The 25,017-nt window shown below is 69.6% G+C and carries 24 protein-coding genes and 2 pseudogenes; 13 read left to right on the plus strand and 13 right to left on the minus strand.

The genetic code is table 11. The features are described 5' to 3' along the window. Positions 1 to 90: 90 nt before the first annotated feature. Complete coding sequence (locus DXZ73_RS05110) at positions 91 to 570, minus strand: hypothetical protein (protein WP_116209829.1); 480 nt, start codon at positions 568 to 570, stop codon at positions 91 to 93. 338 nt (positions 571 to 908) lie between these two features. Then, a complete protein-coding gene (locus DXZ73_RS05120; RefSeq protein WP_116209830.1) occupies positions 909 to 1,763 on the minus strand; it encodes an arylamine N-acetyltransferase family protein in 855 nt (284 codons plus the stop codon). Between the two features lie 265 nt (positions 1,764 to 2,028). Between DXZ73_RS05120 and DXZ73_RS05125 the strand changes: the two genes are divergently transcribed. Both DXZ73_RS05125 and DXZ73_RS05130 read left to right on the plus strand, forming a co-directional pair. Further along, on the plus strand, positions 2,029 to 2,574 hold the full coding sequence (locus DXZ73_RS05125) for a hypothetical protein (protein ID WP_116209831.1): 546 nt from the start codon (positions 2,029 to 2,031) through the stop codon (positions 2,572 to 2,574). Positions 2,575 to 3,273: 699 nt separating this feature from the next. Further along, positions 3,274 to 3,750, plus strand: a pseudogene (locus tag DXZ73_RS05130) (alpha/beta fold hydrolase); the annotation flags it as partial. Positions 3,751 to 3,927: 177 nt separating this feature from the next. On the opposite strand, the gene DXZ73_RS05135 reads toward DXZ73_RS05130, so the two are convergent. The 3 genes from DXZ73_RS05135 to DXZ73_RS05145 all read right to left on the minus strand — a co-directional run bounded on the left by DXZ73_RS05135 (position 3,928) and on the right by DXZ73_RS05145 (position 8,253). Beyond that, positions 3,928 to 5,988 carry an alkyl/aryl-sulfatase gene (locus DXZ73_RS05135; RefSeq protein WP_116209832.1) on the minus strand — a complete coding sequence of 687 codons (2,061 nt, stop codon included), beginning with the start codon at positions 5,986 to 5,988 and terminating at the stop codon, positions 3,928 to 3,930. A 202-nt stretch (positions 5,989 to 6,190) separates the two neighbouring features. Next, positions 6,191 to 6,814 carry a UbiX family flavin prenyltransferase gene (locus DXZ73_RS05140; RefSeq protein ID WP_116209833.1) on the minus strand — a complete coding sequence of 208 codons (624 nt, stop codon included), beginning with the start codon at positions 6,812 to 6,814 and terminating at the stop codon, positions 6,191 to 6,193. Next, positions 6,811 to 8,253, minus strand: coding sequence for a Ppx/GppA phosphatase family protein (locus tag DXZ73_RS05145; RefSeq protein WP_205519112.1), 1,443 nt, complete (start codon positions 8,251 to 8,253; stop codon positions 6,811 to 6,813). Before DXZ73_RS05145 ends, DXZ73_RS05140 begins: the two co-directional genes overlap by 4 nt. A 336-nt stretch (positions 8,254 to 8,589) precedes the next feature. Here DXZ73_RS05145 and DXZ73_RS05150 point away from each other — a divergent pair, with 336 nt between their 5' ends. Continuing rightward, complete coding sequence (locus DXZ73_RS05150; RefSeq protein WP_116209834.1) at positions 8,590 to 9,021, plus strand: nuclear transport factor 2 family protein; 432 nt, start codon at positions 8,590 to 8,592, stop codon at positions 9,019 to 9,021. Between the two features lie 31 nt (positions 9,022 to 9,052). Here the strand turns inward: DXZ73_RS05150 and DXZ73_RS05155 are convergent, their stop codons facing one another. Together DXZ73_RS05155 and rox are read right to left on the minus strand one after the other, a co-directional pair. Beyond that, positions 9,053 to 9,601, minus strand: coding sequence for a hypothetical protein (locus DXZ73_RS05155; protein WP_116209835.1), 549 nt, complete (start codon positions 9,599 to 9,601; stop codon positions 9,053 to 9,055). 112 nt (positions 9,602 to 9,713) lie between these two features. Continuing rightward, the gene (rox, locus tag DXZ73_RS05160; protein ID WP_116215421.1) at positions 9,714 to 11,141 is read right to left on the minus strand and encodes a rifampin monooxygenase; all 1,428 of its coding nucleotides are present in this window, start codon (positions 11,139 to 11,141) and stop codon (positions 9,714 to 9,716) included. A gap of 451 nt (positions 11,142 to 11,592) precedes the next feature. Between rox and DXZ73_RS05165 the strand changes: the two genes are divergently transcribed. The 3 genes from DXZ73_RS05165 to DXZ73_RS40525 all read left to right on the plus strand — a co-directional run bounded on the left by DXZ73_RS05165 (position 11,593) and on the right by DXZ73_RS40525 (position 13,420). Next, complete coding sequence (locus DXZ73_RS05165; RefSeq protein WP_116209836.1) at positions 11,593 to 12,099, plus strand: SET domain-containing protein; 507 nt, start codon at positions 11,593 to 11,595, stop codon at positions 12,097 to 12,099. Between the two features lie 175 nt (positions 12,100 to 12,274). After that, the gene (locus tag DXZ73_RS05170) at positions 12,275 to 13,240 is read left to right on the plus strand and encodes an SDR family NAD(P)-dependent oxidoreductase (protein WP_116209837.1); all 966 of its coding nucleotides are present in this window, start codon (positions 12,275 to 12,277) and stop codon (positions 13,238 to 13,240) included. Positions 13,241 to 13,303: 63 nt separating this feature from the next. Further along, entirely contained in the window at positions 13,304 to 13,420 is a 117-nt protein-coding gene (locus tag DXZ73_RS40525; RefSeq protein ID WP_425315903.1) for a DUF6959 family protein, read from the plus strand. A gap of 46 nt (positions 13,421 to 13,466) precedes the next feature. On the opposite strand, the gene DXZ73_RS05175 is transcribed toward DXZ73_RS40525, so the two are convergent. Continuing rightward, positions 13,467 to 14,609, minus strand: a complete 1,143-nt coding sequence (locus tag DXZ73_RS05175; protein ID WP_116209838.1) for an FAD-dependent oxidoreductase — start codon at positions 14,607 to 14,609, stop codon at positions 13,467 to 13,469. A gap of 148 nt (positions 14,610 to 14,757) precedes the next feature. On the opposite strand from DXZ73_RS05175, the gene DXZ73_RS05180 reads away from it, so the two are divergent. Continuing rightward, positions 14,758 to 15,372, plus strand: a complete 615-nt coding sequence (locus DXZ73_RS05180) for a TetR/AcrR family transcriptional regulator (RefSeq protein WP_116209839.1) — start codon at positions 14,758 to 14,760, stop codon at positions 15,370 to 15,372. A gap of 487 nt (positions 15,373 to 15,859) precedes the next feature. On the opposite strand, the gene DXZ73_RS05185 is transcribed toward DXZ73_RS05180, so the two are convergent. Further along, positions 15,860 to 16,138 carry a hypothetical protein gene (locus DXZ73_RS05185; protein ID WP_116209840.1) on the minus strand — a complete coding sequence of 93 codons (279 nt, stop codon included), beginning with the start codon at positions 16,136 to 16,138 and terminating at the stop codon, positions 15,860 to 15,862. A gap of 587 nt (positions 16,139 to 16,725) precedes the next feature. Here DXZ73_RS05185 and DXZ73_RS05190 point away from each other — a divergent pair. From DXZ73_RS05190 to DXZ73_RS39270, 3 genes are read left to right on the plus strand one after another with little or no spacing between them, the layout of a single operon-like run. Continuing rightward, positions 16,726 to 17,136, plus strand: coding sequence for a hypothetical protein (locus DXZ73_RS05190; RefSeq protein WP_162890049.1), 411 nt, complete (start codon positions 16,726 to 16,728; stop codon positions 17,134 to 17,136). Next, a complete protein-coding gene (locus DXZ73_RS05195; protein ID WP_116209842.1) occupies positions 17,133 to 17,501 on the plus strand; it encodes a hypothetical protein in 369 nt (122 codons plus the stop codon). The genes DXZ73_RS05190 and DXZ73_RS05195 overlap by 4 nt, the downstream gene beginning before the upstream one ends. 35 nt (positions 17,502 to 17,536) lie before the next feature. Then, a complete protein-coding gene (locus tag DXZ73_RS39270) occupies positions 17,537 to 17,890 on the plus strand; it encodes a hypothetical protein (protein ID WP_240351194.1) in 354 nt (117 codons plus the stop codon). A 227-nt stretch (positions 17,891 to 18,117) separates the two neighbouring features. On the opposite strand, the pseudogene DXZ73_RS40530 reads toward DXZ73_RS39270, so the two are convergent. Further along, positions 18,118 to 18,384: pseudogene (locus DXZ73_RS40530) on the minus strand (gamma-glutamyltransferase); the annotation flags it as partial. 440 nt (positions 18,385 to 18,824) lie between these two features. On the opposite strand from DXZ73_RS40530, the gene DXZ73_RS05210 reads away from it, so the two are divergent. Further along, on the plus strand, positions 18,825 to 19,913 hold the full coding sequence (locus DXZ73_RS05210; protein WP_162890050.1) for a WD40 repeat domain-containing protein: 1,089 nt from the start codon (positions 18,825 to 18,827) through the stop codon (positions 19,911 to 19,913). A gap of 282 nt (positions 19,914 to 20,195) precedes the next feature. On the opposite strand, the gene DXZ73_RS05215 is transcribed toward DXZ73_RS05210, so the two are convergent. Genes DXZ73_RS05215 through DXZ73_RS05225 form a run of 3 tightly spaced genes read right to left on the minus strand, consistent with a single transcriptional unit; the run spans position 20,196 to position 23,597 of the window. Next, positions 20,196 to 22,214 carry a hypothetical protein gene (locus tag DXZ73_RS05215; protein ID WP_116209846.1) on the minus strand — a complete coding sequence of 673 codons (2,019 nt, stop codon included), beginning with the start codon at positions 22,212 to 22,214 and terminating at the stop codon, positions 20,196 to 20,198. 10 nt (positions 22,215 to 22,224) lie between these two features. Beyond that, on the minus strand, positions 22,225 to 23,178 hold the full coding sequence (locus DXZ73_RS05220; protein ID WP_116209847.1) for a hypothetical protein: 954 nt from the start codon (positions 23,176 to 23,178) through the stop codon (positions 22,225 to 22,227). Continuing rightward, on the minus strand, positions 23,175 to 23,597 hold the full coding sequence (locus tag DXZ73_RS05225; RefSeq protein WP_162890051.1) for a hypothetical protein: 423 nt from the start codon (positions 23,595 to 23,597) through the stop codon (positions 23,175 to 23,177). The genes DXZ73_RS05220 and DXZ73_RS05225 overlap by 4 nt, the downstream gene beginning before the upstream one ends. 497 nt (positions 23,598 to 24,094) lie before the next feature. On the opposite strand from DXZ73_RS05225, the gene DXZ73_RS05230 reads away from it, so the two are divergent. Both DXZ73_RS05230 and DXZ73_RS05235 read left to right on the plus strand, forming a co-directional pair. Further along, complete coding sequence (locus tag DXZ73_RS05230; RefSeq protein WP_116209849.1) at positions 24,095 to 24,307, plus strand: hypothetical protein; 213 nt, start codon at positions 24,095 to 24,097, stop codon at positions 24,305 to 24,307. Beyond that, entirely contained in the window at positions 24,307 to 24,987 is a 681-nt protein-coding gene (locus DXZ73_RS05235; protein ID WP_116209850.1) for a restriction endonuclease, read from the plus strand. Before DXZ73_RS05230 ends, DXZ73_RS05235 begins: the two co-directional genes overlap by 1 nt. Positions 24,988 to 25,017 lie beyond the last annotated feature (30 nt).

Genomic DNA, 25,017 nt, shown 5'->3' on the forward strand with positions numbered 1-25,017 from the left:
GCGAGGATCGGGCTGCGCCGACCGGACGTCGGCACAGCCACCGTCGCCGGCATCGTCATCCGGCTACGGACATGACCGTCCCGGACGGGCCTAGAGCATCAGCGTCGTGGCGGAGGCCACGACCTTGGCCTTGCGAGGCTTCTCCGGGTTGCCGTAGCGCACCTCGACCCGGGGGTGCGACCGGATGAAGTCGCTGTCGATCAGCCGGACCTGTCCCGGGTGATCGACGGTGCGCGTGGCTATGTCCGTGTCCAGGAAGAACCCGAAGTCGCCGGTCGCGGGCGCGTAGGCGAAGAACTTCCCGCCCGTGTACTTCTTCGCGGCCACGTCCTCGGTGAGGGCCAGGGACCAGTAGCCCACACAGTGCCCCGCCGGGCACATGAACCGGAACTCGGCCTTCAGACCGTCCAGTTCCATCCACCGGAACGGGTTGTCGTCGTCCCGGGCGCTCGCCGGGGCGGCGTGCTGAGACGGGGTGGCGGCGGCGTACGCGCCCTGCGTGAGCGGCAGGCTCAGGGCCGCCACGGCGACGGTTGCGGCGAGGGCTCGGAACACGATGCGGGGTGCCACGTCTGGTTCTCCATTCGTCTGAGTGATCGACTCGACACGAGAGGTGATCATCTCGAGGGAACGGACAACCGGCAACGGCGGCGTGAGGGAACCGGCCAGCCTCGGGGCGGTGGGCCGGAGGCCGGAACTGTTCGGGTCGGGCGATGCCCGTGAAGAGGTTGGTGTGAGTCGGGGGCCCACCTTGAAGGTTCGCCTGCGTCGAGCACGACGAGACCCACGACATCGGCGTCGGCGTCGGCCTGCGTCGGCGTCACCAACCGGACCCACTCATTCCAGCCATGCGCACGCGCGCCGCCCCGCACCGTCGCGTGCCGGGCCCGCTCCCCCGAATGGCCTGATCAGGCAGAGTCGAGCCCGTCCCTGAGCCGCGCGAGCTCCTCGGCACCCACCACGATCCCGAATCCCTCCTCCAGCACCCGCCCCAGCTCATCCGGGTCGATCTTCCGCTCGGTCGAGGAGCCGTCCGGCCGGAAGGTGGTCCAGGTGGTGGCGTCGAGCCGATCGTGACGGGTGGCGCTGAACCCCTGCGCAAACGGTCGCTTCACAAAGGGGGAACGGGCGTGGGTCGCCACATAGTGACTGCCCACCACATAGTCGATCGTGTACTGCGGGGTCAGCGTGAAGGTGTGCCGGTCGAGCCAGCCGTCCTCTCCGTACTGGTGCAGCCACCAGTGGTCGATGCCGAATACCCCGTCCCGCCGCTCCATCCGGAACCGCCAGCCGTCCAGGTCCGCCTCGGCCCCGTCGGCGATCTCTATCGGCTCCAACGGCCCCTTGCCGAAACCGACATCACACAGCCACAGCCGCTCGTCGTCGACGGCCGTGACCGCCAGCAGGGCGTGCGTGGCGGGCAGGACCTTCTCCGCGCCCAGCGTCACCCGCCCCATCAGCCCCGTGAACTCAAAGCCCAGCCGCTCCAGCACCGCGGCGAACAGCACCACGTGCTCGAAGCAGTAGCCACCGCGCCGCCCGCGCACCAGCTTCTCCTGCACGGACTCCAGATCCAGCAGGATCGGCACGCCCAGCATGACGTCGAGGTTCTCGAAGGGTATGGACGTGACATGTGCCCGCTGCACCCCGCGCAGCACCTCCAGCGTCGGCGCCCGCTCCCCCTCGTAGCCGATCCGGGCCAGATAGGCGTCGAGGTCCAACTCGTCGCCGTGCCATCCGTTTCCAGCGTCCGTCTTCGTCATGGCTCCAGCCTTCGTGGTCAAGGGTTCAACGTTTCCGCTGCTCAGACCGTAGACGGCCGGTCCTCTCCGGACCTCTGCCAGGAGGCCCTGTCGCCCTCGCCTTTTGGACCTAGGACCGGGGACCCACTCGGCTGTCACCCGCGTCCCCTCATGCGCGCGCCGGGCATTTCCCCGGTCCGGGCACGGAACTCAGTAGCGCATCTGTTTACGTACTGTTTAATATGGTGCTTCGTTCCAGAAAATGCTCAACAAGGGGTCATCTCACTTGAATTCGCGCAGAATCGCAGCCGTCCTCGCCGCGGCCGCGATAGCACCGGCCGTTCTCCTGTCCACTCCGGCCGTCGCGGCCGCGAAGCCGGCCGGCACCGCTCAGGCGACGGAGATCGCCGATCGGCACAGGACGGCGGGCTGGCACGGCCCCGATGTCACCGTCACCGGGCCCGCCACCCTCACCGCCGGGAATTGGGCGGAGCTGAAGCTGACGGTCGACAATCGCCAGGGCGAGACCACCCAGGACTTCGTCACGGACCTCGACATCACCGGGCTGACCGCGGTGAAGACCGGAAAGGTCGACCTCGAATACCGTACCCAGGACGGCACTTGGGACCAGGCCCTCGGAACGGGCCGGTACTTCAGGCTGCGCTGGGGAACCGTGAAGAAGGGTGACACTTTCACGACCGGCCTCCGGGTGCGATTCGCGCCGCACGTCTCCGGCCCTGCCAGGATCATGACGTACGGCAACTCGAACGGCGGCACGGAATTCGCGGACCACCTCTACATGTTCGACGTACTGCCCGCCGGCAAGCAGTAACCAACGCGTACGGGCGGGGCCCCGAGGTACGGCCCGCGCGCTGGAGGGCGCCCCGCCCGGAGACAGCTGAGGTGGTGCGGCGCGCGGGCCGCGCAGGGTGATGTCGCCACGGCACTAGCATGGGGCGATGCGATCCACCGTGGACGAGCACGATGCTGCGGTTGTATGGGATGTCGCGCTGCCGTCGCGGCCCAGCCGGGTGGCGGGCATCAGCATGGCCGGGTTCCACGATCGGGGCCCCGGCCCGGTTGACCAGCGGGTGATCCCGCATCCGGCTGTCACGTTGGTCGTCGAGTTCGGTGACGGCCCACTGGTCGTCAAGGGCGCTGCCGGCCGGCAGCGGGGAAGTCTCGCCGCCGGGTTCCTGCCGGGCGCGGTTCGTGTGCGTGGCGAGAACATCCGGTGCGTGCAGGTGCGGCTGTCCCCGGTGACCGCACACGCCGCGCTGGGTGCCTCCCCGGCGGAGCTGGACGGCAATGTGATCGCCCTGGACGACCTGTGGGGCCGGGACGCGGCGCGGATTCGAGAACGGCTGGGCGAGGCCACCTCGTGGGAGGACCGCTTCGCGAGGCCACCGGCGACCGCATCGTCCGGCTCGACGGCGGGGATGTCCACATCGTCGAGGACGGGCCGCCGACCGCGCCCGCGCTGGTGCTCATCCACGGCACCGCCGGGTCCACCCGCTGGTGGGATCCCGTCATGCCGATGCTGGGTGTCCACCGCGTCGTCCGGATCGACCTTCTCGGGCACGGCAGTTCGGCGAAACCGGCAAGCGGCTACAGCGTCCCGGAGCAGGCGCGCCGCATCGGCGCCGTCCTCGACCGGCTCGGCATAGGCCACGCGGCGGTGGTCGGCCATTCCCTTGGCGGTATGGTCGCCACTTCTCTCGCCGAGCAGCGGCGCGACCTTCGCGACTCGGCCATACGGGACGGGCTGTCCACCGCCTTCACCCGCCCGGTCAGGATCCCGGACCAGATCATCGCCGACGTGCGCGGCATGACCTACCGCAGCTACACCTCGACGGACCGGGCGTCCTCGGCCTACTTGAGGGAACGCGCCATGCCGGAGCGGCTGTCCGGTCTCGGCCTGCCGGTCATGGTGATCCACGGCGCCAGGGACAAGCGGTGGCTGCCGGCCTCCTACGAGAGCTACGCGGCGGTTCCCAGGGCCAGAATCGAGCGGCTCGACGGCGTCGGCCACACCCCCATGTTCGAAGAGCCGACGAGGACCGCAGCCCTCATCCGGGACTTCGTCACCGTCGGCACGGCACACCGACCATGCCCCTCCCCCACACCTGCTCGGCCGGCTTCCCGAGTTGCGGTCCGTCCCGGGCGGCGGGGCATCGGTGCTCCGTCAGGAGCGGTGCGGCTGCTGCTCGGAGATGGCCGGGGCGACGATCGGGAAGGAGGGATCGGGGGCTGTCAGGTAGCCGAACACCGTGTCCGCGTATTCCTGTTTGCCCTCGGGGATCTGGACAATGCCGTCGCGGACGGCGACGTCGAATGCCGTCTTGAAGCCCTGGGGGCCGTACATCAGACCGTTGAGTACCTCGCGGGTCAGCTTGATCACGGTCTGCGGGATCCCGGCGAAGTGATCCTTGCCCGGTACGTAGACGAGAACACCGTTGCGCAGGGTCGTTGTGCAGGTCTCCTCGTCCGCGCCGCCGATCAGCCACTGGAGCACGATCGGGTCGCGCTGTTCGCGGCCGGCCGCGGGGCCGTCGACGGTGCGAGCCAGGGTCGAGAAGTACTGCTCCAAGGACATGCTGAGGGCCAGGTCGCCGGCTTCCTGGTTGGCGGGCCGGTCGATGCCGTGGGCCAGTTCGTGGGCGCCGGTGAGGAAGAAGTTGCGCCAGGTGCCGTTCTCGGAGCCGTAGCCGAGCTGGGTCAGGGCTTGGCGCTGGAGCTCCTTGGCTGCCGCATTGTCCTCGGGGTGGCCGAAGATCACGTGGTTGAGGAGCTCGGCGGTCCAGCGGTACTCGTGGCGGTCGTACGCCTCCTGCGCCTTGGCGACAACGGCGTCGACGCCGCCCATGGCCTCCACGTAGTGCACGCCCGCCTTGGCCGGCGGGAGGTTCCACAGGTGGGCGGGGTTGCCGTCGAACCAGCCGATGTAGCGCTGATAGACGGCCTTGAGGTCGTGGCTGAGGGAGCCGTAATAGCCGCGCGTGTACCAGTGGGCCGCGAGGGACTCGGGCAACTGGAGCTCCTCGGCGATCTCGATGCCCGTCTTGCCGGTGTTGATCAGGCGCAGTGACTGGTCGTTGAGGTAGCCGTACAGGTCCCGCTGGATGCTCAGGAACTCGACGATCTTCTCCTTGCCCCAGCGGGGCCAGTGGTGGGAGGCGAACTCGATGTCGGTGTGCTCGCCGAAGGTCTGGATCGTCTCGGTGAGGTACTTCGACCACGCGTGGGGGTCGCGGACCTGGGCACCGCGCAGGGTGAGGAGGTTGTGCAGGGTGTGGGTGGCGTTCTCGGCGGCGCACAGGGCGCGGGCCTGCGGGAGGTAGATGTTCATCTCCGCGGGGGCCTCGGTGCCGGGCGTGAGCTGGAAGATCAGCCGGATGCCGTCGACGAGCTGGCGGTAGAGGCCGGGCCGCCAGGGGACGACGTCCTTGGAGGACCACTGGTCGCGCGGGACGGGGGCGGTGCCGGTTCCGCCGATGGAGACGTTCGGCGGGACGAGCGTGACCTCGCCGGTGGAGATGGTCAGCCCGAGGCCGGAGCCGACCTGCCCGTGCGGGCTCTTGTCGAGCTTGGCCGCGTACATGTACTCCGAGCGGCGGGCCATGGCCGGGCCGGCGTAGACGTTCTCGCTGACGGCGTGCTCCAGGAAGCCGTCGGGCGCGATGATCGGGATGTCGGCGTCGATCACGTCGTTGTGCTCGTGGAACAGGCCGCGGACGCCGCCGAAGTGGTCGACGTGGCTGTGGGTGTAGATGATGCCCACGATCGGCCGCTTGCTCTCCGTCGTGTCCCGGTAGAGCTTGAGCGCCCACTGGGCGGTCTCGTAGCTGGCGAGCGGGTCGATGACGACGATGCCCGAAGCGCCTTCGATGATGGTCATGTTGGACAGGTCGTAGCCGCGGACCTGATAGATCGCACCGTGCTCGTAGGATGCGACCTGGAAGAGCCCTGCCTGGGCGGTGAGCAGGCCCTGGCGCCACAGGCTCGCGTTGACCGTCGGCGGGGCCTCGGACACCTCGGCGTCGCTCAGGAAGTCGTAGGAGACGAAGTTCCACACGATCCGGTCCCCCTGACGGCGGGCCGGGATCGCGGGGATCGGGGGGAGCGCGAGCAGACCCCGCCGGGCGTCCTCGAAGTCCTCGGCGTTCGGCGGGATCGTCTCGATGATCCGCCGGTTGGCCTCGGCAACTGAAGGGGCAACATCGATCGGCTCATGGAACTCAGGCATACGACAGCCTCCTCGGGCACGCGGGACCACCGCGCGCGGCATGGGATGCGCGTGATGTGCCGGAACTCCGCTGAGGCTATGCCGGGCCGAAAATTGCCTGCAAGGTGCACGAACCGGCCAGGATCCGACGACTCGGACGTGGCCGATTCCTCGTGGTACTCCAGATTTCAGAGATCCTCATCAGCTCGGCACGGGTGTCCTGCTACGCGTGCGCATCCGAGTGTGCTTCTGCGGCCGGGTCCCTCACGAGCTCGACCTGGGGTTTGCCGAGCCCGCCCTTCCAGCGGAAGGCGGAGGGGAGTTCGAGACCGAAGTGGTCGAGGACGCGGGCGACGAGGTGCATGATGATGTCGTCGATGGTCTTGGGGTGGTTGTAGAAGGCCGGCATCGGCGGAAGGATCAGGGCGCCCATGCGGGCCAGGGCCAGCATGTTCTCCAGGTGGATCTCGTTCAGTGGTGCCTCACGAGGGACGAGGACGAGCTTCCTCCGCTCCTTGAGCGTGACATCGGCCGCTCGTACGACGAGGTCTTCGGCGTACCCCGCCCGGATCGCGGCCAGCGTCTTCATGCTGCACGGGGCGATGATCATCCCGTCGGCCGGACAGGACCCGCTGGCTATCGCGGCTGCCTGGTCCGCGGGGCCGTGAACATGGTCGGCCATCGCCCGCAGATCCTGCACGGTGTAATCGGTCTCGTATTCCACGAGCGCACGCCCCCACCGGGTGAGTACGAGGTGGGTCTCCACGTCCAGGGCCCGCAATGCCTGCAGGGTGCGCACGCCGATGATGGCACCCGACGCGCCGGTCATGCCGACGATGAGGTTCACGACCGTACCTTTCCGTCGTCGATTGCGGCACCCGCGGGAGAAGCGGTGTGCGGCGGCCGGTCGCCGAGCGACCAGGCGATGCCGTGCAGGAGTCCGTGCCGGCTGACGACCATCGTTTCCTTGCCGGTGTGCTTCATCGTGGCGCGCACCACCAGCGCGCTCGCGACGATCACGTCCACCATGTCCGGGTGCATGCCGGGGATCCGGGACCGCTGCGCCGCCGTGGTCCCCAGCAGATCGGTCACCACTCGGTCCACCTCGTGGTAGGTCAGCCATCCGGGGCGGCTTCCGGACGAGGAGAACGGCCGTGCCCAGGCGATCGCCGCCACTGTGGTGACCGCTTCGGAGGCTCCGATCAAGGTGGCGTCCTGCCACCCCGGCAACGCCGCCAGCGCCTCGTCGAGCCCGGTCTCAATGGCCAGCTCGGCCGCGGCGATCTCCCGCGGTACCGGCGGATCGGTGCGCAGACAGTGTTCCGCGATCCGTACGCATCCGAGGTCGGCGGAGACGACATGCTCGGCGTCCGAGGATCCGAGGGCGAACTGGGTCGAGCCGCCGCCGATGTCGGCCATCAGGTACGGGGCCTCGACCCCACCGGTCAGGGCGCGGGTGACTCCCGCGAAGGCCAGGTGGGCTTCCTGTCCGCCGGACAGCACCTCGCTCCTCAGGCCGAGCGTGTCGCTCACCAGGGCCAGAAACTCCTCGCCGTCGGCGGCGCCGCGCGAGACCCAGGTGGCACACATCCGGACGCGCTCGACACCGAACGCGGTGATCAGCGCCGCATAGTCGGCCAGGACCGCACGCGCTCGGCCGACGGCCTCCCGCGCCAGTCTCCCGGTGCGACCGACGTCCTGCCCCAGGCGGATGATGTCGAATCGTTCCACCACCTCGACCATCCGCGCGTCCGGGCCGTGCTCCGCCGAGGGCAGATCGGCCACGATGAGCCGGATCGAGTTGGTGCCGCAGTCGATCGCCGCCACCCTGGTGTACGCGCGGCCGGACAGCGCGTGCCGCCGGCGTGATGCGCCGCCGTCGGCTGTCCGGTCCTGTGCCACGAGGGCCGGGACACCGACCGGCCCGCTGTCGGCACGAGGTTGCCGGAAGCCCGGCGCCAAGGCGGCCGGGTCGACGTAGTGGATGTCGATTTTGGTCATCCAGTCGTCCTCCGGCAGGGACCCGATGACGTAGATCTTCTTCCCGGCGCCCGCGGCGTAGCCGAGTTCCCAGGCACAGTCATGGCCGATCGGCGGCTGGCAGATGACGCAATCAGCTTCGTCAATGGCCTGCCGGCACGCCAGGGCGCCGTCGGGGAATCCGAACGAACCGGCCTTGTCCTTGGGCAACCACAGGGGTAACCCGAGGATGCCGGCGAGGCGTTCGGCGTCACGGGGGTCGGTCTGCTCGTTCTTGCACTTGGCGCAGTAGTAGGCATGCGGCATACGGATCGCTCCTCCAGTCGGGCCGTTCATGACGTTCCTGGACCGGGCTTGCCATGGAGTAGACGGTTTACGACGTTCTGATTCGCCGTGCTCGCGAGCTCCATGAGGGTATGCATGGACCGGCGCCGTTTGGAAGCGGGCCGTAGGGGCGCGCCACATGGCCCGAACATCGGCAAACGACTCCGGAGAAGTCAACGCGGCCATGCGGCTTCCGCGCACTCAACTGGTGTTGGCCGGAGGCGACTTGCGGCACCCGCCCCGCCGAGCTATCTTCCTGCTAGTCAAATTTGATTAATCGCCCACGGATCCACGACACGACAGCACGGAGGAAAGAGCATGACGATCCCGCCCGACACCGCCTACCAGCCCACCGACGAGGAGCTGGCGAGCATCGAGAAGTGGTTCGCCGACTACGACACCGCCGCGGGCCGGCGTGACATCGAGCGCATGGCCGACCTGGCGGTCTTCCCGCTCAACCTGGTGAGCGACGACGCGGCGGGGCAGGGCGCGAGCGCCCAGTGGGACCGGCAGCGGTTCATCGACGCCATGACCCGGGTGATGGGCGACGGCGCCGAGGACATCACCTTCGAGTCCACCCGCACACCGGTCTTCCTCGGCCCCGCGATCGCCGTGGTCTTCACCGACTCGGTGATGACCGCCGACGGGCACACGCAGCGGCTCCGCTACGCCGATGTCCTGATCCGGCGAGACGGTTCATGGGCGTTCCAGACGATGATCCAGGGCGGATGGGGCGACCAACTGCGCTGAGCGGGGCCAGGCCCTTGGACCGGGCCCCCGATCAGGAAGGGCGCTTTCGCGCGGTGACGTAACTGAACGGCTCGGAGACTCCGGCACTGTGGTGGCCGGCAGCCGCGAGAGCCAGGGCCAGACGCTTATGTGGTGTGAGGCCCAGGCCCGCGGTGGCGTGCAGAGCGCCGAGTGCGAACTCGTCCCCGCACCCCACGGCCGCGTATCCGTCGGCGGGCTCGGCTATCTGGTAGTCCTCGTAGACGGCGAACAGGCGGCCGTATATGCCGACGAGGAACGTCCCGGCCTTCTCCTGTTCGGAGTCCTTGCGCGACCAGCCGCCGCTCTTGAGGCAGGTGCGCAGTCTGTCGACGAAGACGGTGGTCATGAACCGGTCCAAGTCGCCCTTGGGCTTGGGCGCTTTGAACGCGTGGTGCAGCAGCTGGCCCATGCGGAAGCTGGTGGTGAAGCCCATGGCGTACGGGCCGTTGCGGAAGACCTTCGGATCCCGGCGGATGGTGAGGCTCAGGCCACAGACACCTGCCGAGTCCCCGCCCAGATGCACCCGCGCGTTGTGCACGAGCCCGACGATCACGGTCATGGTCTCCCCCTCCGCTGCGCCACCCTTCTCGATACTGCGCCCGGCGAGACGGGCGGAAACCGGGCGACGGAAGGGGGCGCGGCTCCCCGCTTCCGTCGCCCCAGCCGCGCGCTCAGCCGACGGCAGCGCCGAACCACTTGGGCAGCTGACCGAGCAGATCCTGCTGATCCTCACCGACCCACGCCACGTGACCGTCCGGCCGCAGCAGCACCGCGGGCACGTCCAGTTCCTCGCTGACGTCGACGACGTGGTCGACCCGGTCCGCCCAGCCCTCCACCGAGAGCCGGCCGGTCTGGTCCAGCAGCAGTCCGCGGCCGCCGTGCATCAGCTCGTAGAGGCGCCCCTCCTTCAGCTTCACGTCCCGCAGCCGCTTGCCGAGCAGTTCGTGGCCCTCGCCGAAGTCGTAGCGGACCTCGACCGCGGTGACCATCCCGGTCACGTACCGGTTCACCTCCTCGAAGTCCATCAGCTTCGCGAACAGCTCCCGCAGCGCGGTCGCACCCGGATCGGTACCCAGCAGCGCCATCTGCGCGCGGGTGTTGTCCAGTACGGCAGCGCCCACCGGGTGCCGTTCGGCCTGGTAGCTGTCCAGCAGCCCTTCCGGCGCCCAGCCGTCGACCGCGGCGGCCAGCTTCCAGCCGAGGTTGAACGCGTCCTGCACGCCGAGGTTGAGCCCCTGCCCGCCGGTCGGCGGGTGGACGTGCGCCGCGTCGCCGGCCAGCAGCACCCGGCCGACCCGGTAGCGCTCGGCCTGTCGGGTGGCATCGCCGAACCGGGAAAGCCAGCGCGGCGAGTGCACGCCGAAGTCGGTGCCCGCGATCGCCCGCAACTGCTGCTTGAACTCCTCGAAGGTCGGCGCGGTCGCCCGGTCCTCGGCCACACCGTCGGCGGGCACGACCACGCGGTACGTCCCGTCCCCGTTCGGGATGGTGCCGAACCGCAGTTGGGTCTTGCGGACTTCCTCGACGACGGCGGCAACCGTCGCCGGATCCTCGGTCATCTCCATGTCACCCAGCAGCGTCTCGACCTTGGCGGGCACGCCCGGGAAACCCACACCGATCCCCTTGCGCACCGCGCTGCGGGCGCCGTCACACCCGACGAGGTAGCGCGAGCGCAGCTGCGTGCGGTCCGCCAGCTCGACGGTCACCCCGTCCTCGTCCTGGCTCAGCCCGACCACGTCGCAGCCGCGCCGGATCTCGGCACCGAGTTCAAGGGCGCGCTCGTCGAGCAGCCGTTCGGTGACCGGCTGCAGGGTGGAGAGGCCGTACGGATGAGCTGTGTCCAACCGGTCCGGCCAGTCCTTCATGATGCCGCCGAAGAGACCGCCGACCTGGAACTTCTCACTGACCGCGAGGAACCGGTCCAACAGACCACGCTGGTCCATCAGCTCGACGCTGCGCGCGTGCAGGCCGCGCCCGCGGGTCTCCTTGGTCGGCTCGGTCAGCTTCTCCAGCACGACCACGTGCACGCCGTGCAGCCGCAACTCACAGGCCAGCATCAAACCGGTCGGTCCGCCGCCGACCACGATCACGTCAATCATGAAGTCCCCCATTTAACGAGATTGATCTTCGGCCAGCCGCTCCGCGCGGTCCGGCGGCGCGCTCGCCGCACCTCCGCGCCTGTCGTTTCCGCAGGTCATGGCCTTGGCAGACCATTCTGCGGCACGACCCGGGCCTTGCCGCAAGGCCCCCGGTGCGCTATACATTGAGAGTGGCAAGGAGTGGGTAACTCCTTGCCTTTGCCTTTTGTCGTCCGCTCTGGACGGACAGGCTCCTCCCGAAGCGCCGACGCGTCGCGTACGGCGGCGACATCACTTCAGGACGTTGCCCGAACTTACGGGTAAACCCGGGTGGCATGCTGCCGACGAGGCACAGGCCTGGACCTGCGTCCCCGATGCCTGACGGTTGGCGGGGAGCCGGATTCCCGATCCGACTGAAGACGGGATGGGCATCGTGTGATCCTGTGCTTCGACCCGACGAAGGGAAGCCTCCATGTACCAGCCACCAGCCGAAGCCTGTTCACATCTCGCTATTCGGCCCACCCTCGACAGGGGGCTGGGTGTGTTCGCACTGCGCGACTTCGTGGCCGGAGATGTCGTGCTCGCCGGGCGGCCGCTGGCGGAGCTCGCTGAGCGGACGGACCATTCGTTCCAGGTCGGTTGGGAGACCCACGTCGAGCTGGATGCCCCGGCGCGGCTGGCCAATCACTCCTGTTCACCGAACACCGGGGTCCGAAACAACGCTGCGGGAGGATACGACTTCATAGCCCTCCGCGATATCGCGCCCGGCACCGAAATCTGCTGGGACTACTCCTCCACCGAGTGGGAGAGCATTGCCGTTCCCAGCTGCTCCTGCGGCAGCGCATGCTGCCGCGGCGCCTCCCGCGGCTTCCGGCACTTGACGAGCGAACAGGTAGCCGGCCTTCACGGATTCGTTGCCGACTACCTCTCGCCCTCCGTTGCCCGGGCCGCTGTCGCCGAGAACACTCCGACGAGCTGAACACGGCCCGAACACCTGATGCGACGGGCCGGCACCGCGTCGGCAGGATGTCGGCCGTCCGGCGAGGCTTTCGGTGATCTGTAGGCGATGTGTCGGGGGCCGCTGGAACCGTGGGTGTCGAGCTGTCCCGCAGGGCAGTCGCAGTCGCCTTCAACAGCAAGGGAGCCCCGCCGCCATGTCGTCCACGTCCTCCACCCCGCCCTGGGATGTCCAACGGCTGCCGCGTGCCGATGGCAGCGTCTTCCTGGTCACCGGCGGCAACGCCGGCATCGGGTACTTCGTCGCGGAGCAGTTGTCCGCGACCGGAGCCACTGTCGTACTGGGCAGCCGGAATCCCGCGAAGGCCGAAGTCGCCACAGCCTCGATCCGCTCGCGTGTCCCTGGCGCGCGGGTGCGGGCCGTACGGCTGGACCTCGCCGACTTCTCGTCGCTCGGAACAGCGGTGGAATCACTGGATGTGGAATGCCTCGACGCGGTGGTCCACAACGCCGGCGTCGCGCTCGACGCCCCGGCGCGCCGGGAGACCGGGGACGGTCACGAGCTCATGTTCGGCACGAACCACCTCGGGCACTTCGCGCTGACCCATTGGCTGATGCCGCTGCTGTCGGCCGCATCGGTGGCCCGCATCGTGACCATGGGCAGCTTCGCGGCGAAGTCCGAGCGGCTCGACCTCGACGACCTGCAGTCCCGGAAGGACTACCGGCCCAAGCGCGCCTACGGACGCTCCAAGCTGGCGCAGATGTACTTCGGCCTCGAGCTCGACCGCCGCCTGCGCGCTGTCGACAGCACGGTGGCAAGCGTGGTGGTCCATCCCGGCGGCGCGCTGGACTCCCTGACCCCGTCACGGCCGCCAGTCCATGTGCGGACCGCTGGCGCGCGGCTCTGCGGTGCGCCGGCCGCCCTCCTCGTCCAGGGCAAGCACGCCGGCGCATGGCCCGCGGTCCGAGCGGTGCTGGACCCCACCGTGCGCGGAGGGCAGTTGTGGGGACCGCGCGTCTTCAGCCTGCGCGGCAAGCCCCACCGTGAACGGGCGTGGAACCACCTCACCGACACCTCCGTAGCGGCGCGGTTGTGGGACGCCAGCCGTGACCTGACCGGCGTCGACCTCGGCGTCATCCCCGGACAGCCCCAGGCGCGCTGACCGGCAAGCGTGCTCAGGTTGGTCAACTGTGGGGTTCTGGCCGCGCATCCGTGATGGCTACGCCTGGAAGCCCGCGAGGCTGCGGTCATCCTCCTCTCCAACCTTGACGAGCTGCTGGCTCGCTACACGGCAGCTCTGAAGGCTCACGACATACCCATCCCCTTCCACCAGGCTCCCTGATCGCCCAGTTGCAGCACGTGCTCGCAGAGGTTGCGGTTGTCCGATGTCAGTGGTGCTGGGCCATGTGGGCGAGGGTCTGGGCGGCGCTGTCGGGGGAGAAGGCGCTGTTGATGCCTTCTGCGGCTCCTTCGGCTGCCCCGATGGAGCGGGGCAGCAGGACGGTTTCGTAGGCGCAGATGGCGTCGTCGATGGTGGGGCTTTCGATGAGGGCGTGGGCGAGGTCGGCGCCGTCGAGCATGGCGAGGTTGGCACCCATGCCGGAGAAGGGGGACATGAGGTGGGCGGCGTCGCCGAGGAGGGTGACGCCGGGGGCGTGGGTCCAGGTGTGAGGGACGGGCAGGGCGAACAGGGGCCGGTTGGTGTAGCCGGTGTCGGTGGCGGTGATGAAGCCGAGCAGGTCGGGGCTCCAGCCGATGAACTTTTTCAGGAGGGCCTCGCGTACGGCGGTGGTGTCGGTCAAGTCGAGGCCGGCCTGCTGGTGCCAGTCCTGTGCGGTGCGCATGCCGACGTAAACGCGGATGTGTCCGCCGCTGTTGCGCTGGGCGACGAAGCCCTGGTTGTCGTGGAGGGCCATCATCGTGCCGTGGCCGGTGAGTGCGGCGAGGCGGGGGTGGCGGGTGTCGGCGTCGTTGAGTCCGGTCTCGACAAAGGTGACGCCTGTGTAGAGGGGCGTCGCGTCGGACAGGAGGGGGCGGACCTGGGACCAGGCTCCGTCGGCTCCGATGACGAGGTCGGCGTCGGTGCTGGTGCCGCCTGCAAAGCGCAGGCGGTGGGTGCCGTTGCCGAGGGGTTCGGCGCGGGTGAGTTTGTGTCCCCAGCGCACGGTGTCGGGTTCGAGGGAGCCGAGGAGGAGGTCGCGGAGCTGTCCGCGGTCGATCTCTGGGTTGCCTTCGGCGGTGTCGGCCTCGGGCGGGATCGCGTCGAACAGGATGCGGCCGTCGCGGCTGACCAGGCGCATCTGCTGGCCTTCGGGGCGGGCCTGGGCGAGGAAGTCGTCCCAGAGGCCGGCCTCGCGCAGGGCGTGCTGGCCGGAGCCGGGGTGCATGTCGAGGGTGCCGCCCTGGTCGCGGGCGGCAGGGGAAGTGTCCAGGTCGTAGACGGCCGCGGTGATGCCGTGCTGCTGCAGGATGCGGGCGCAGGTCAGGCCGCCGGGGCCGGCGCCGATGATCGCGATGCGGTGGGTGGGCATGGCTGGTCACGCCTTTCGGGCAGAGGGGAGCATGCGGAACGGGCCGGGCTGTGCCACGCGGCCCCGCCACTCCAGAAGAGCACATCAACTCAATAAGTGCAACGACACAACTTTTGAAGTTGGGCAACCGAGTGTGTAGGGTTGTGGCATGACCGACACGACGACCGGCACCCCGGCGACAGCACCGGCGGGGCGCCGCGAACGCAAGAAGGCCGCCACCCGCCAAGCCCTGGCCGACGCCGCTCTGCGTCTCTTCGTTGAGCGGGGATACGAGCAGGTCGGCATCCGTGAGATCGCGGACGCCGCTGACGTGTCCACCACCACGCTGTTCAAGCACTTCCCGGTCAAAGAAGCCCTCGTCTTCGACGAGGACGCCGACCAGGAAGCCCGTCTGCTCGCCGCCGTACGCGAGCGACCCCTAGGCGAGTCCATCCCCGCGGCCCTGCGCGAGCATGCCCTGCGCTACCGCGTCGCGGCCGTGGAGAACGACGCCGCTTTCACCGCGTTCGTCGAGCTGGTGGACAACACCCCGGCATTGCGGGACTACGCCCAGCGCATGTGGTTGCGCCACGAAACCGCCCTCGCTCGCGCCATTGCCGAGGAAAGCGGACTTCCGACCGACGACCCGGCCTGTGCCGCCCTCGCCCACTTCGCCCTCGAAGCACCCCGGACCGCCCGCACCGGCCAGGATCCTCGCCAGGCGGTCACACGCGCCTTCGACCTCCTGGAGAAGGGCTGGGGCGCCGCTGTCTCCAGGGGATGAGCGCCTGACGCCGGGCCCATCCTCGGGAGCCCGGCACACCCTCCGCCATGATCGCTTCCCATGACGGAGGGCTCAGGGAGAAGTGCGGCGGCCGCGACGGTGAACGATCACACACGCGATGTACTGCAACGGTTCGCCGCCCACGGACTGGCCGGCCTGAGGGGCGCCGCCCGCCCAGGCCGGCCGCGTCGCGGTGATCGCCACGGCCACAGGCATCCCGACCGGCCCAGCCGCGACCTGGACCCACGCGGCGATCTACCCCTCCCATCCCGCTACTCCGGGCCGGGCCGGAGCAGCGAGTTCGAGTAACCGCCGTCCCGGCGACTTCACCAGCCGGGACAACCTGAGCAATGGTCTCACCGCCGCCTTTCAATTCCTCTGTGGCCATGGGCCCCAAGACTTCGCGTTGCTGCGTGGCTGGTCACGCGGTGCCCCGCGCCCCTCACAGCGACGCCGGTCCCGCACCGGACGCGTTCGGTAGGGAAAGCTACGGCGTCCAGTACCCGTGGACCGGCGAGATCTCCGGCTGTGAACCCTGCGGCAGGCCCACCTCCTGGGCCACCGGCATCACGATCCCCATGAACTTCTCCATGGCCTCCTCCGACTCCCACAGGTTGTAGACCAGCAGCCCCGAACCCGTCGGAACGCACACGTGCGAGAGACAGCCCTCGAAGGGGTTGCCGGGCAGCGCCTGGAGTTTGCTGTTCAGGGCGTCATACTGATCAGTCGTCACGCCCGCCAGCTCGGCCTTCACCAAGATCGCCATCGAGATCTCCTCCGCGCGCCCGGCACCTGCGCACCGCCACCATGACGGTCCATGCCAGAGCCAGCACACCACGTACCCCTGCGGGCGGCATCCGGCGCGCGGATGCACGGGGTGTCCAGGGCGCACGCCCCTTCCAAATCCTTGGAACACTCCACTGTGCGCGCCACAGGGATCTCTTGAACAACACGCCCACGAACGATCAGAGCGAGGCGGTCTCGACCGGACCCTGAAGGAGGGTGTCGGCGGCGGCCATCTCGCACAGGCCGGTCTTCCTGAGACGGTCCACGGCCTTGAGGCCGATGCCGCGGCCGCCCATGGCCCACCCACGCTGATGTTGTTCTTGCCCATCGGGCGGGGCGGCCAGAGCGGCTGCCTCAACTGGTGGCCCTGCTGGCGGCGTACGGCGCTCATGGGGTCGAGACGCGTGTGGTCCGGCGTGGACTGTCGGACTATTCACCCGATCGAGCTCTGGCCGGTCCGCTACGGCGGGCGATAGCTTCACTACTTACCGTAGGGGGGTCGGGTGGGCCGGCCTCCGCCGGCTCTTCCAGGGGGAAGACATGCGATTCTCATTGCTCAACCGCGCCATGGCCGTGACAGCGGCCTGCCTCGCGGCCTTGGCCGCGACTCCGGCCTCCGGGCATGCGGCTGAGACGAGAACGGCATCGGCTCCGCACGTGATGATGCGTCAGGAGAAGAACTATCAAGTCGAGGTGGACAACTTCTCCAACCAGGCTTTCGACGAGATCGCGCTGGCTTTCACTCGCAACAGCACGCCCGTCACCCAGATCCTCCACCAGTTCAACGTGCCGGCCTCCAGCGTGATCATCTTCGATCTCGGACCGTGCTCCGACGTCAAGCAGTACGCGGTCAGCGGACTCGTGGGCGGCGAGCGCAAGTTCACCACCGGTGACGTCGACGCCGATCCCGTCGGCTGCGACGACATCGTCACCATCCGGAACACGGCAGCACTCGAAATGCACAGGAAAGTCCGATGAGGAGCGCGGTCAAGGCGGTCTGCGCCACATCACTGGCACTCGTCGCGGCGGTCGCACCTGCCTCGCCGGCTTCGGCCGTACGCCAGGCAACCGCATCGAACTACCGGGTTGATGTCGTCAACCACTCGGGCTTCGGTCTGGACGAGGTCGACCTCGCCGTCGCGCGCTTCAGCGACCCGACCATCCGGCTGCAGACTCAGCGCCACGTGGTGTCAGGAGCCACAGCGAGCTTCGATCTCGGCCCCTGCTCCGACGTCCGGCAGTTCGCAGCCAGCGCCTACATCGGCACCCGCGAGGTCCTCCACACCCGAGACATCAGCCCCAGCCCGAACTGTCACACCCAAATCGAGGTCACACACACATGAGCACGGCGAGGAGGGAGGGCCGGATGAAGCACCGTATGAGCATCCTGCTCGCGCTGCCCGTAGCAGCGCTGCTCACCACCACAGCGGGCGTAGCGCCGGCATACGCGGCGAACGGCCGCTTCATTTTCGAGAACTCGGTCAGCCGAACGGGAGAGATGAACAGCCCGCCCTCGGGCAGGTGCATCAAGTTCCCCTATCCGGTCATCCGGGTCACCAACGCGACCAACCAGAAGGCTCACCTCTTCCAGGACGCCCAGTGCAGCACAAGAGAAATTGCCGTCGTGGCGGCCGACCCCGGAACCGGGAGGGGCACGGCGTGGAGTAAGCCGGACGGAACCCCTTCCGCGCTGGCAGTGAAGTTCGACTGCGACCTCGTCGCCTGCTCCTGAGCCACATCCTCCTGGGGCCGGCCACCGAATCGCCGGCAACACGTGCGGCCCGAACCGTGACGTCCTGGCCGCACGTCCAAAACCACACCGGATCCGTGGGAACAACTCGCCGCTACTGGAACGCGCAGGTCGTCGACGTCACCTGCTCGCGTCCCGATAGGAGGCCCGGTGCCGGGCACGCCCACGGCCCGGCCGGTGTGCTCGACGCTTTCGTCGAAGGCACGGACGTGGTGACCCTGCTGCTCGGCGGCGGTGGGCACGCCCAGCCCCTCGGTGACGACCGCCGGTGCCTGGGACAGCCCTTCGAAGAACCGGACGCGATGCCTGCCGCTGTCCCAGTAGGTGATCTGTGAGCCGCCTCCCAGGCCGGAGGACTGGGGTTCCACCACCGCCAGGACCGCCTGTACCGCGACGGCCGCGTCGGCGGCGCTGCCGCCGTCACGGAGCACTCCGCAGCCGGCCGCGGCCGCCGAAGGACTGGCAGCCGCGACCATGAACCTCTCCCCGCGAGCCGGCCCGGCACGATCCGACCCGCACCCCGGCCGGCCCGTCGCAGAGGAGGCGGACACAAGGGATGCAGGGCTGCCGCGGAGCACTTGGGGGGCTCTCGCACCCGGCGTGAGCAGCGGGCAGGTGAGCAGGCCGACGAACAGGAACAGGGCAGCGCGCGTACGGCGATGAGCGGTCACGACCAAGTGGATACCCAACTCCGCCGACGGCCCCGCACCCGCGGATCGGCCCCGCGAACAGTCGGCGGCGTCGTAGGCGCCCGTTCGGCCTCGGCGGTGAGGGGGACGGTCCTGGCGGACGAATCCGGCGAAGCCCCGTGGCGGGCCGACCCCTTGGGCCCTCCCCCGCCTCGAATCACCGGAAGGCGCAGCCGAGTTGGTCACGGTGGCCTAATGTTCGATACCGGTCACCGGGAGGGGTACAAGTGAAGAAGAGACGACTGTCGAGTCTGCGTCGGGCGGTCTGCCTGGCCGTGGTGCTGTCGGCGCTCGGGGCGGGGACAGCGGTCGCCGCACCGTCGGCGCGCCCGACCGAGGTGGGCTCGACAGCGGTCGGCGGGTCACCGGAGGCGGTGGCCGTGAGCCCTGACGGGAAACAGGCGTTCGTAATGATCGACGACAGCGACAAGGACGGCCCCACCGCGCTGGTGAAGGTTGTCGACACCGGCACCGGCGCCATCAAGGCCACGCTCCCGCTGCCCAGGAGCAACGCTCTCATGGCCGGTCAGGTGGCGGTCGGTCGGGACGGCAAGCGGGCCTACGCCCTGGCCGGGCAGACGGTGACGGTCATCGACGCTGTTGCCGACACCGTGCTCCGCACCTTCGCCGTGCCCGATCAGCCGCGCCCGGCGGGCTGGGCGCCGGGCCTGCTGAAGTCGGTGGCGGTGAGCCCGGACGGCGCGTCGCTCTACGTCAGCCAGGACGGGGCGAGGACCTACCGCCAGGGCGGTCCGAGCCGGGTCATGGTGTTCGCCGCGGCGACCGGGGCCTTCACCGGCTCGGTGGACATCAACAACCAGTACGTGAACGACGTCCTCGTCCACCCGGGCGGGAAGGACGTCTACGTCAGCGGCGGCGCCGGGCTGGTGCACCTCGACGTCGCGGCCACCCCGCCCACCGTGGTGCGGACGGTTGCCCAGCCGCCCGGTGAGAGCGGCACGAGCGGTGCGACGATCAGCGCGGACGGCAGCAGGATCTACGACGTCGTCAACAACCTCGGCTATGTCCGAGTGATCAGCACGGCAGGCGACGGCACACTGGCCACGATCGCGGTCGTGCAGGGTTACGCCGACCTGCGGAACCCGATGCTGAGCCACGACGGCACCAAGCTGTACGTCGTCAACGACGACATCAACGGGCCCTCGGTGGCGGTGGCGGACACGGCCACCCGCACGCTCCTCGACCCGTTCGCCGACGTCGAAGCCACCGACGTCCGGGGCGCCGCGATCAGCGCCGACGACAGCACGCTCTATCTGGCGGGCAGTGGGACGCTGCAGTTCCTCACGGTCCGGTAACCGGCAGCGGCCGGGAAGCGGACGCCGGGGCGGGCCGGGCTTCCACGACACACGCCCGTGGAGGGGGTACTGGCACCACGGCCGGAAGGCCTGGTGCCGGGGTCGCGTCTCCGGGCAAGGCTGCCGGCCCAGATCGTCAACCGGGCCGTCCGGCCCACATCACCGGATCAAGTCCGGACTGTCCGCACACTGGTCGCCGGCCTGCCCGTACACCTCGGCGTCCAGCAGGGAGCACTCTCCTTTCTCGCGCGCACTTCGGCATCCGTATGACCCGGCAGCGTGTCACCGCGGGCGGTCGGAGAACTCGGCCGCGAGCAGCCACAGGAGTGCGCCCCACTTCTCAGGTTTGTCGACCGCGCCCGCCTCGGCGTAGCCGCGCAGCACGAGGCGGCGCAGCGTCCGCTCGTAGTCGGCCCGTTCGGGCCAGTCGGCGGGCAGCAGGTCCACCAGGTCGCTCTGGATCTCGATCGCCCGCCCCAGCGCGTCAGGGTCGGCGAGCTTCTCGTACCCGGTGCAGAAGCTCCGGACGGCGTTGTCCAGGAACCAGATCCGCCACCCGAACGACACGGATGGCAGCGACGGGCAGGCGAGCGTGGCTTCGACGGCTTCGGCCACGGCGGCGAATGCCTCCGCGGTGGGCGCCGCCTCGAACGCGTCGCATGCTTCGGCCATCCGCGCCGCGGGTGCGTCCATGGCTGCCTCGGCTTCGGCCCGGGTGGGCCTGCGGGGGGCCGGTGGGACGGGCGGCTTCAGGATCTCCGGCCACGGCTTGGCCTCGAAGTTGTGGAGCACCCGCATGACGTCCCGGGTCATCGCGCCGGAGGTGAGGAACGTGGGCAGGTCGACGAGGTCGAAGCGGATCTTGCCGCGCTGGGCCTGAAGGGCCCGGGCCGCGCGTTCGGCGGTGGTCCGGGCGGTCGGGACGATGACGACCGGCGAGGAGCACTCGGGGCGCAGCATCAGGTAGGCCACTCCTTCGAGTTCGGAGTTCGCCACGGTCATCGTCACCGGCCCGCGCCGCTCGTCGAGACCCATGACCGGCAGTTCGACGAAGAGGGCCCAGTGGGGGGTCCGGTGCTGGAGGAGGACGACGCGCCTCCGCCTGGCCAGTCGCGGGTCGTCGAGCAGGATCCCGGCGAGGTCGGCGCCGTCGCGTACGCACAGCGTGGTGTCGTCGTCGAGTTCGTCGAGCCACTCGCGGAGCCACGGGGGCGAGAGGTGGCAGGCGCGGTTGTCCTTCCAGGGCGAGATGAACCACAGTGCCGTCTCGCCCTGGCGCAGCCACATCGGGTCGGTGCCGAGCGGTTCCACGCCCGGCACCGGGAGAGGGAGCGCGTTGTGCTGCACTTCCACGAGTGGGTAGCCGTGCAGCCCGTCGGTCGGGGGGTCCACCTCGATCATGCCGTGAGTGGACGTGGTGTAGGTGAGGAGTACCGACATCATGGCCGGTTGCAGTCCGGGCATGGCCGCCGTCGGATGCTCCCATGTCGTTTCGAGCCGGTCGCGTTCCTGTTGTGGCAGTGATGGGTCGGTGACGAGGGGGCGGATCACGTCGCGGACGAGCCCGCCCAGCCATGCGGGCGACGGGGCGTCCGTCGGCACCCATCCGTACCGGAACGGCTTCCCGTCGACGCGGACATGGTCGCAGATGCGGGCGGCGGCGGCCGGTTCACCGGAGGCCATGCTCCGCAGGACCTCGTCGGGCTGGTCCCTCAGGGCGCGGCACAGGGCGGGGAAGCGTCGGTCCGGCCGGTTGCGCGGAGTGTGGAACCAGCGCTCGGCACGTTCCGGCCGGTGGAGCCCCTGCGGCCGCCACGCGTCCAGGACGGGGACGGACAGTGCGAGCTTGCCGATGGTGAAGACGAGTTGCTGTTTGGTCTCCAGGGGCAGGTCGCGGGCGCGCAGCCACTCCAGGGCGTCCGCGGCGTCGAGGTAGTCCCGTGGGTGCCGGGCCCGGTAGGCCGCCATCTCCGCGTCCTCGACGGTGAGGCCGGGCAGGAATGTCGCGACTGCCTCCTGGGTGAAGCGTGAGGCGAGGATCCCGGCCTCGAGCAGTCGCGCGCATCTGTCACGCAGCGGTCCGGGTGGGTAGGGGTCCAGGGCGGACGGGCTCAGGGCCAGCAGGACCCAGCCCAGCTGAGTGGATTTCAACAGCACGTCGTGCGCGGTCTCGTGCGCGAGGATCTCGTCGAGCGTGTCGCCGTGGACGATCCGGTCGATGCTGACGAGGATGCGGCCGCTCTGGCACAGCCCTGCCCAGTCCCGGCTGAATTTGAGCAGGCGGGTGGTGGAGTCGGGCATGGTGGACCTCTCAGTCGGCGTCCTCGCCCGGTGCGGCCGGTTCGTGGACGTAGCGGACGCCGGTGAGCGGCACGCCCTGGGACCAGAACCGCGACAGCCTGCGGTTGAGCGTCTCCTCGGCGGCCGAGTCGGCGGGCAGTTGCAGGTGCAGGGCGGTGAGGACGTCGAAACGGTGCAGGTCGAAGGCTGCCGACAGTGCTTCCGCGTAGCCGAGAGCCGCCGCCACGGCACCGCGGTAGGCGACCCAGGCCAGCGCGAGGAGTACGCCCGCACTCACCGGCCACCAGCCGCTGCGGATGAGCAGGAGGACGCTCAGCAGCCCCGTGAAGCCCGCCGTGACGCTCAGGCGGCAGGCCAGGTCGAGCTGGTTGCGCCGGTCGTCGACGACCGCGCGCATCCGGTCGCCGAGCACCGGGTAGAGCCGGGGCCACCACGGCACCGCGTCCGCGCCGTACGCCGATCCCGCGCTCGCCTCACCGGCGCGCAGCGCGTTGCCGAGCCCGGTGGGCAGCAGCGGCACCGTATCGGGCGGGTAGCGGCGGCCGAGTTGCCAGGCGGCGACGAGGGCCCGCTGCCGCTCGGCTTCCGTGGGGTTCGATGGAACCTCCGCGTCCAGGGCGAGGCGGCGCTGGACGCGCTCCTGTCCTTTCACCGCGAGCCGCGTCAGGGCGCCGGTTCCCCGCGGCCAGTACCCCTCGAGGAGTCGGACGAGCGGCAGTTGCAGCGGCTGCAGGAAGGCCGCGACGAGCAGCACGATGACGGCGAGCACGGCGAGCTCTGCGGCCGACAGGCCGTGCAGACGGTCGAGCGCGCGGCCCGGATCGATCCTGCCGGTCCGCGTCCGCGCCGCGAGCAGGGCCGTCACGTACAACACGGCGACGTAGGACGGCAGATAGCTGACGACCGCGAACCGCGACGCGGTGAACTGGCCGACGCCCTTCGCGATGCCGGATGCGTCACTCATGTGCCGGCCTCGCGCAGTTCCAGCGGCACGTGATGCTCAGGGCACGACAGTGGTGTGGTCGGGTAGCGCGCGACGAGCACCGTGGTGTCCCCCTGCGGGCAGCGGAACTCCAGGAGCGTCCAGGACACCGGGAGGCCGGGAAGCGTGGCGCCGTCGCCGGTGCCGAGGGCGAAACCGCCCGCTGTCTCGCGCGGACCGGCGGGGAACTCGGCGACGAGCTGCACGGGTTCGTCCCCGGCTGCGTCCACCCACCAGAACATCTGGGCCCCGAGGGCGACGACCACGGCCCGGATTCCGGGGGCGGAGGCGAGCAATCGCCGCGCGTCGTCGAGGTCACCGTCCTGGAACTCGCCGGGGAACCCGTTCCTGCGCACCCACAGCAGCACGTCGTCGAGTTCTTCCCGGCGAACAGCCCTCATGGCGCACTCCCCCGCTCGGTGCGCCTGCGGCGCGGTACGGATTCCATATGATGCATGCGCCGCACGGCCGTGTCCGGCGGACGAGCACTCACGCGACTCGAAACCCTGTCCACCGGATCATGCGAGCGCTTCACCATCGCGCCATTGGAGCCAGCGTGCGACGGGAGCGGCCTCCGCCGTCACCGTCCGCTGCTTTTCGCCATTCATCACCGGGGCACCGCCTGGCGGGCCACGGCTGTCGCCGCAGGTGGGAGATGCCCAGTCGCCGTAGCTCGCGAGGTCCTGCGCCCGGCCGCACGGGAGTTGGAGCACGTCCGCCGAGGTCAGCGGCTCAGGCTCTCGGTCTCATCGGCGACCCGGCGGTGTGACGCCCGTGGCTTGATGACGGCTCGGCCGCGGTCCGCGCCGTGATGATCCATCAGTTTCTGTCAGTGGCCGCTGCTACACCGATTCGAGGAACGAGCCGCGACCGTGGCTCGCCGACGGGAGGGGACACCATGCCGAAGGTGCCGGACGGGTTCCACGTCGTACGCGCGCACATCCGCCGTAACCCGAAGCCGCGGAGCGCGAAGCGGATGAGCGGCTGGGTTGTCGCCGGTCTGCTGGCCGCCGTCTGGCTGTGGGGGCAGGTGTTCGGGTTCGGCGAGGCGACCACTTCGACGCCGCCCGCGCATCCGCAGCCGACTGCCTCCACTGCGGCCACCCGCTGATGGGACGCAAGCCGTTCCGTCTGCGACGCCCGCGCGGCGCGGCCGAGGTTCTCTCGGCGGCTGTCGTGGCGCTGGCAGTCCTGTTCCTGGCCGTCCGGATGGCCGCCGCGGCCATCGGGGCGCTCAAGGAGGCATGGCCGTTCGTACTGGCCCTCGCCCTGCCGGCGGGGGCCCTCGGGATCTGGCGGATCACGCGGACCATGTACGGGCGGCGGCGTGACGCCGAGCGGCTGGCCACGCTGCGCGTCACGCTCGCCGAGTTCGACGCCATGGACGACCGGCAGTTCGAGTACGCGTTGCGGAACCTGCTGGCCCGCGATGGCTGGCCGGCCCGCCGCGTGGGCGGTGGTGGCGATCAGGCCGCCGACGTCATCGGTGACCATCGACAGCGCGGCCGGATCGTCGTACAGGCCAAACACACTCGCGTGGGAGGGAAGGTGGGGTCATCGGTGATGTACGCGGTGAAAGGAACGGCCGGCCCCGTCCACCGGGCCGACCACTCCGTCGTCGTCACCAACGGCACCTTCACCCGGGACGCGATGGCCTGGGGCGACCAGCACGGCGTCCACTGGGTCGACCGGGAAAGGCTCCGACGCTGGGCGGAAGGCGGCACCGCGCTGCACGAGCTCCTCGGTCTTTCCGCACGCACCCGCCGGGGCCGGTTCAAGCGTGCCGCCTGACAGGCATTCCCATCCGTCACCGATATCCCG

The sequence above is a fragment of the Streptoverticillium olivoreticuli subsp. olivoreticuli genome, assembly GCF_003391135.1.
Lineage (GTDB): Bacteria > Actinomycetota > Actinomycetes > Streptomycetales > Streptomycetaceae > Streptomyces > Streptomyces blastmyceticus.